Below are 6,967 nucleotides of genomic sequence, written 5' to 3' on the forward strand. Positions count from 1 at the left end.
TCTGTAAATAACCCATAAAATTTGAAATGATAGTAGCCTAAAACTATCAAACAACCTATGAAGAAACTTTTGTTTTTCTTGCTCATCACTTTATCCGCCAATAGTTTTTCACAAAATCCAATTCATATTATTCCAGAACCTTCTTCTATGCAAAAGCAAGCGGGGGAATTTATCTTAACGAAAGATACCAAAATCAATATTCCAACGGCAAATACTGAGGTCAGAAATGTGGCTCAGTTTTTTGCCGAAAGTATCAGTTTGCCTACTGGAATCAAATTGAGTATTGCTGAAAACATTAAATTCCATGCTTCAAAAACTATCAATTTTATTTTAGATGAAAAAATGTTGGCGGCTCCCGACCAATATACCCTGACTGTTACCCCTAAATTCATTGATATTAAGGCACATAGTCCACAAGGAATGTTTTATGCTGTTCAGACTTTATTGCAATTATTTCCCAAACAAATTGAAAATAATTCATTACAAAAAGTCGTTTGGAAAGCCCCTGCGGTCAAAATTACCGATGCTCCACGTTATGGTTGGAGAGGAATTATGTTAGATGTTAGTCGTCATTTTTTCCCGAAAGAATACATTAAAAAGTTCATCGACCAATTAGCACGCTTAAAATTTAATACTTTTCATTGGCATTTAACCGACGACCAAGGCTGGCGAATTGAGATAAAATCGTATCCAAAATTAACTTCCGTAGGGGCGTGGCGTGTGCAACGTACAGGTAAATGGTGGGAGCGTGAGCCTCCAAAACCAGAAGAAGAACGTTCTTATGGCGGTTTTTATACACAAGAAGATATTCGAGAAATTGTACAATATGCCCAAGAACGATTCATTACTATTCTGCCCGAAGTGGATGTTCCAGGGCATTCCTTAGCCATTTTGGCGGCATACCCAGAATTTTCATGTGGAGGAGGTAAATTTGAAGTAAATGCAGGAACGAAATTTTATAAAGATGTAGAAAACACGCTTTGTCCTTCCAACGAGCAAGTGTATGTTTTCTTAGATAAAGTTTTTGGAGAAATAGCTCCACTTTTCCCAAACCCTTACATTCATATCGGTGGCGATGAAGCATACAGAGGTTTTTGGGATAAAAGTGCTGAATGTCAGGCTTTAATGAAAAGGGAAGGACTGAAAAATCAGGAAGAATTGCAGAGCTATTTTATTAAAAGAGTTGAAAAAATCGTTCAATCAAAAGGTAAAAGAATCATCGGTTGGGACGAAATTCTGGAAGGCGGACTCGCTCCCGATGCCACCGTGATGTCTTGGCGTGGAATGAAAGGAGGAATTGCTGCTGCAAAACAAAATCACCAAGTTGTAATGACACCTTCTGACTATGTTTATCTCGACCTCTATCAAGGCGACCCCAACGTTGAACCTGTTACTTACGGAATGGCTCGCTTGAAAAAGACTTATAGTTTTGACCCTACTCCCAAAGGCGTGGAGGAAAGATTAATTTTAGGAGGACAAGGCAACCTTTGGACAGAATCTGTACCCACAACTCGACATTTAGAATACATGGTTTATCCTCGTGCATTTGCCGTAGCGGAGGCATTATGGAGTCCGAAAGAGAAAAAGAATTGGCAATTTTTTACCAAGAAATTAGAAACACACTTTTCACGTATGGACGAAGCCAAACTGAATTATGCCCTCAGTATGTACGATGCCATTGTGAGAACCGAAAAAGATGCAACAGGAAAACTCAAAATTGAGTTAACAACAGAGATTGAAGGCTTAGATATTTATTATACTTTCGACGGAACAAATGCGGATAATTATTCCTCAAAATATCAAGGCACAATGTTAGACATTCCAAAAAGTGCTACCACATTAAAAGTGATAACCTACCAAAATAATAAACCCAAAGGCAAACAAATTTCTTTATCCATGAAGGATTTGCAAGACAGAGTTGGTAGATATAAAATGTTTACAGAGATTTCCGAATAATTACGAATATAACCTAAAACCATACCGTAGAATTACCTGATTTATAGGGTAATTCTACGGTATTTTTGTTACTTTTCTTGATAATACTATGTCTTATTCATAGCTTAGTAATATTATTTAACCCTTTAATATCACTAATTAACAATGGCTAAGTTTATCACCAGTCAGGATAATCCTGAAGAACACGAAAAAGCGATGGGTCTTGTTCAGAACTATCAAGTTTCAAAAAAAGATAATTCGATTGATGCACATTTTGTAAGTAAAGCTGCATTACAACAATTTCTTGATAATCCAGATTTTGAAGCGTTTAAAGTTCACCATGCCAGAGCAGAAGACGGAACACGTACCGTAGTTTTGGAAGGCTTAAATGCTAAAGGCGAAAGCTTAAACACATTTGTTAGCGAATTACCAACTTGTCCACCTGCATGTAATTGGACAGACATATCATAAGATAGACAATACCAAATTAAATGTTAGAAATAATTTTAAATAGAATTCCGATAATCTATCTGTTTTCGTCTTCTATGTTGATAATTCCATTAATTATTGGAATTATCAACATTAAGGCAATAATGAGTACGCCATTAAAAATCATTTTCTTTTACTGTTGTATATATATATGTTTCGAATCGGTGTCATGGTATTACGCTTTACATGGTTGGCAAAATCATTTTGTAGAGAATACTGTAAATTATTCAGATGTGATTATTTTGGGGTGTTTTTATGTTTATATACTAACCAATCCTTTACATAAAAAAATAGTCATAGGCATTATTATTATTGCAGTCATTACATTAATTATTTCTAACGTTTTTGGAATAAAAGATTATAATAGGATAGATTCATTTGCAAAAAGTTTTACAGACGTTATTATAATATTTCTGTCCTTAATTTTTTTCTATCAACTCTTAAATACACTTGAAATCCGTAATCTATTTCAATATTCATATTTTTGGATAAGTACCAGTTTATTAATTTACTTTTCTGGAATTTTCTTTATTAATATTTTTGCTGAATATATAACATTCAATAAAGATGAGTCAATAAAATTTTATTGGCATATCAAAGAATATCTAACAATTTTTCACCGCATTTTTATAGCAATAGGTCTATGGTTCAGCACGACGCATCAACAATTAAATCCATCATCGAAATAGGTACTACCGCCATGTTGGTTTTTTCTACCACAGTAATTGTGTTAGTTTATATTTTTCATAATCGCCTTATTAAACAAAAATATGGTTTGTAATGGCTTTAGGTTTTAAAGAGATATTTATCAATTTTTTGCACTGCTCATAACGCTACTTTTCTTTCGCTGATTTACAAAAAATCCGTAAAATCTGCGTTACTTGTATCTATGTAATCTGTGTGCCATAAATCCTTCTTGGAATCCCTAACCCCCAATTTATGAATGAGGTAAAAATCATTATTCTTGGTACAGCCGCAATGCTTTTACCCACTTCGGCAATTATTATTTTTGTTATTCTATACTATCGTCGCCAGCGTTTGCAACGAGAAAAATTAGAACACATAGAAGAACTTCATCGCCAAGAAATGTTAGAAGCCAGTGTTGCCTCACAAGAAAATGTTCGCCGACAAATTGGGGGAGATTTACACGATGAAATAGGTACGCTTCTATCCGCTACACGTATGAGTCTTTCTCAGATTACAAAGTATGGTGATAATCCTTCCAAACGAGAAAATCTCCTTAATCAAACGCAAGACCTTCTCAATGAAGCCCTCAATAACGTTCGTAGAATTTCTAAAGAGTTAATGCCCAGTACATTAGATGAATTTGGGCTTATCATTGCTCTTAAAGATTTTACCCAAAAAATGACTGAACACACAGGTGTTATGGTATGTTTTAGCCACGGAGAATTAGTGGGTAAATTTGACTCTAAAATAGAACTCGCCCTTTATCGAACAGCTCAAGAATTAGTGAATAACGCCCTCAAACACGCTCAGGCAACCATCATTAATCTTACATTGAGTGAAAGTAATAATCAATTAGTTTTACAAGTTTCTGATAATGGAATTGGTTTCGATTTAGAAGAAGTAAATCAACCCAATAGAGGAATTGGTATAAAAAATATTGAAAGCCGTATCAGCGTCATCAAAGGACATATTAAATTTGATGTAGAAAAAGGTAGAGGAGCAAGTTTTGAAATTTCAGTTCCTTTATAATTCTAACGTCTTTAATTTCAATCTTGAAGGCTCAATCTAAAAAGTACAACATTAACATCACCCGTCGATACCCAAAACCACATCAATCATGAACAACCCAAAGATTAAAATTGCCATTGCCGACGACCACGCTATTTTTCGTCGTGGTATTGTATCACTTTTACAAAATAATGACGATTTTGAAGTGATTTCGCAAGCTGCTAATGGACAAGAATTAATTGATAATCTTAATAAAGAACAACCCCACGTTATTTTGATGGATTTGCAAATGCCTGTACTTGATGGCATCAGAGCAACCCAACAAATCAAAAAAGAATTACCCCATATAAAAATTATCATTATTTCCATGCACGACGAAGCTCAATTTGTCTCGCACCTCATGGAGCTTGGAGCTAACGGATATTTATTAAAAGACGCAGACCCTGACGAAGTAGAAAATGCCATTTATACCGTTCATAACGAAGATTATTACTATGGAGCATTCCTCTTAAAAGTAATGCACAATCGAATGATAAATAAGCCTGTCAAGAAAATCGTACCCTATTTTAGCATCCAAGTCGAACTTTCTGAACGAGAAATAGAGATTTTACAACACATCTGCGAAGGAACAACCGCTCCACAAATTGCGGATAAAATCAATTTAAGTCACCGAACTGTTGAAGGACATAGAAATCGTATCATGGAAAAAACAGGGACAAAAAATATTGCAGGCTTAGTTGCTTGGGCTGTGAGAAATGGAATAGCATAATGAACAGCCAATAACATCAAAAGTATCAGGTAAATAACTACACCTATCAATATTCTCCTGATTCAATAAAGAAATATCAAATCTCAATTGATAACTTTGCAGTTCAAAATCATTAAAAGGTTCACTACTAAAGATAAAATAAAGAATCATCTTTTATCGTAGAAACTGACAAAGAACGAATAATGCAGACAAATTTTATAGAAGAACTCCGTTGGCGTGGAATGCTCCACGACATGATGCCTGGAACAGAAGAACAATTAAGCAAAGAAATAACTGCAGCATATATTGGCTTCGACCCAACCGCCGCATCATTACATATTGGTAATTTAGCCACCATTATGTTACTAAAGCATTTTCAATTGTGCGGACACAAACCATTCGCATTAGTTGGAGGAGCAACAGGCATGATTGGTGACCCTTCAGGCAAAGCAGCCGAAAGAGAATTTCTTTCAGAAGAAACACTTCGTTTTAATCAGGATAGTATAAAGAAACAATTAGAGAAATTCTTAGACTTTAATGCTGGAGAAAACTCTGCTGAAATGGTCAATAATTACGATTGGTTTAAAGAATTTTCATTCTTAGATTTCCTTCGTGAAGGAGGTAAATACCTTTCTGTAAATTATATGATGTCTAAAGATTCAGTAAAAAAACGTCTTGAAACAGGAATTTCTTTTACCGAATTTTCATACCAACTACTACAAGGCTACGATTTCTACTGGTTGTATAAAAATAAAAACGTTCGTCTCCAAATGGGAGGCTCTGACCAATGGGGTAACATCACAACAGGTACAGAAATCATTAGAAGAAAAGAAGGCGGAGCAGATGAAATTGAGCATAAAGCATTTGCCCTTACAACTCCTTTAGTTACAAAAGCAGACGGAACAAAGTTTGGTAAATCAGAATCTGGAAACGTTTGGTTAGACCCTGCCATGACAACTCCATATCAGTTTTATCAATTCTGGTTGAATACTGCCGATTCAGATTGCCCGAGATTATTGAGAGTGTTCACCCTATATAATCAACAAACAATAGAAGCTCTTGAAGCTGAACACGCCGAAGCCCCTCATTTACGCATAATGCAAAAAGCGTTGGCGAAAGATGTAACAACACGTGTTCATTCAGAAAAAGATTACCAAATTGTAAAACAGGCTTCTGAATTATTATTTGACAAAAACGTTATTGAACAATTTGAGCAAGTTGATGCCCAAGTAGTAGAAGCCTTAGATTTGATAAAAGTCAAAAAAGACGATTATTCAAATTGTGCAAATATTACAGATTTTTTAGCAACTTTAATTTTAGATGAAAAAGGAGAGCCTATCATCTTTAAATCAAAAGGAGAAACACGCAAAGCGATTCAAGCAAATTCAGTGTCTATTAATAAGCAAAAGGTAACAGACCCTAATAAAACGTTAGAATTTACCTTATTAAGAGGAAATTACCTTATCGTAAATCATGGAAAACAAAAAGTATATATAATTCAGCTTGTATAACTTTTAAATTTTACTAAAATGCCTTTTGTTTGAAATAATCATTCAAACAAAAGGCATTTCACTTTTATTAATCTCTTTATGTAAAATACATAAATGTAATTATTCTAATATTAAATAGAAACAATATTTGTCTACCTTGATTCATTCAAATTAAGGTGTATTTTTTTTGCAATATTTAAGTATTTGATTTTCACAATTTTATAGTAAAATAAAATATTTTATTTGTTTTTATTTCTTGTATAGTTTGGTAGTTTAAAATAAAAGGTGCAACTTTGCACTCCGAAACGACGGGGCGAGTATATAAAAAGGTTTATTTAGCCACATAGATTTTGACTGCTAGAGGTTAAAATTGTAAGAGTTCTTTGAGATATTGATAGGAAGAGAGAATATTAATTTTATTCAAAAACAGGAGTTGTAGTTATGTTTCTTTATTAAAAGAGAGCATGAAAGAGCAACTTCATTTTATAGATATTTACAATGGAGAGTTTGATCCTGGCTCAGGATGAACGCTAGCGGCAGGCCTAATACATGCAAGTCGAACGGTGTAGCAATACATAGTGGCGCACGGGTGCGTAACACGTATGCAACC

At 34.3% G+C, this 6,967-nt stretch carries 5 protein-coding genes and 1 rRNA gene; all 6 read left to right on the forward strand.

Annotation, left to right across the window (positions count from 1 at the left end; translation table 11 throughout):
- Positions 1-57 precede the first annotated feature (57 nt).
- Positions 58-1,956, forward strand: coding sequence for a beta-N-acetylhexosaminidase (locus tag LV89_RS17535; protein ID WP_109744227.1), 1,899 nt, complete (start codon positions 58-60; stop codon positions 1,954-1,956).
- A gap of 144 nt (positions 1,957-2,100) precedes the next feature.
- Positions 2,101-2,406 carry a hypothetical protein gene (locus tag LV89_RS17540; protein ID WP_109744228.1) on the forward strand — a complete coding sequence of 102 codons (306 nt, stop codon included), beginning with the start codon at positions 2,101-2,103 and terminating at the stop codon, positions 2,404-2,406.
- 957 nt (positions 2,407-3,363) lie between these two features.
- A complete protein-coding gene (locus LV89_RS17550; RefSeq protein WP_109744230.1) occupies positions 3,364-4,140 on the forward strand; it encodes a sensor histidine kinase in 777 nt (258 codons plus the stop codon).
- 88 nt (positions 4,141-4,228) lie between these two features.
- The gene (locus tag LV89_RS17555; RefSeq protein ID WP_109744231.1) at positions 4,229-4,888 is read left to right on the forward strand and encodes a response regulator transcription factor; all 660 of its coding nucleotides are present in this window, start codon (positions 4,229-4,231) and stop codon (positions 4,886-4,888) included.
- A 182-nt stretch (positions 4,889-5,070) separates the two neighbouring features.
- Positions 5,071-6,378, forward strand: coding sequence for a tyrosine--tRNA ligase (gene tyrS, locus LV89_RS17560; RefSeq protein WP_109744232.1), 1,308 nt, complete (start codon positions 5,071-5,073; stop codon positions 6,376-6,378).
- Between the two features lie 474 nt (positions 6,379-6,852).
- A 16S ribosomal RNA gene (locus LV89_RS17565) occupies positions 6,853-6,967 on the forward strand; the annotation flags it as partial.

Origin of the sequence: Arcicella aurantiaca (assembly GCF_003148625.1) — a bacterium.
Classification (GTDB): domain Bacteria; phylum Bacteroidota; class Bacteroidia; order Cytophagales; family Spirosomataceae; genus Arcicella; species Arcicella aurantiaca.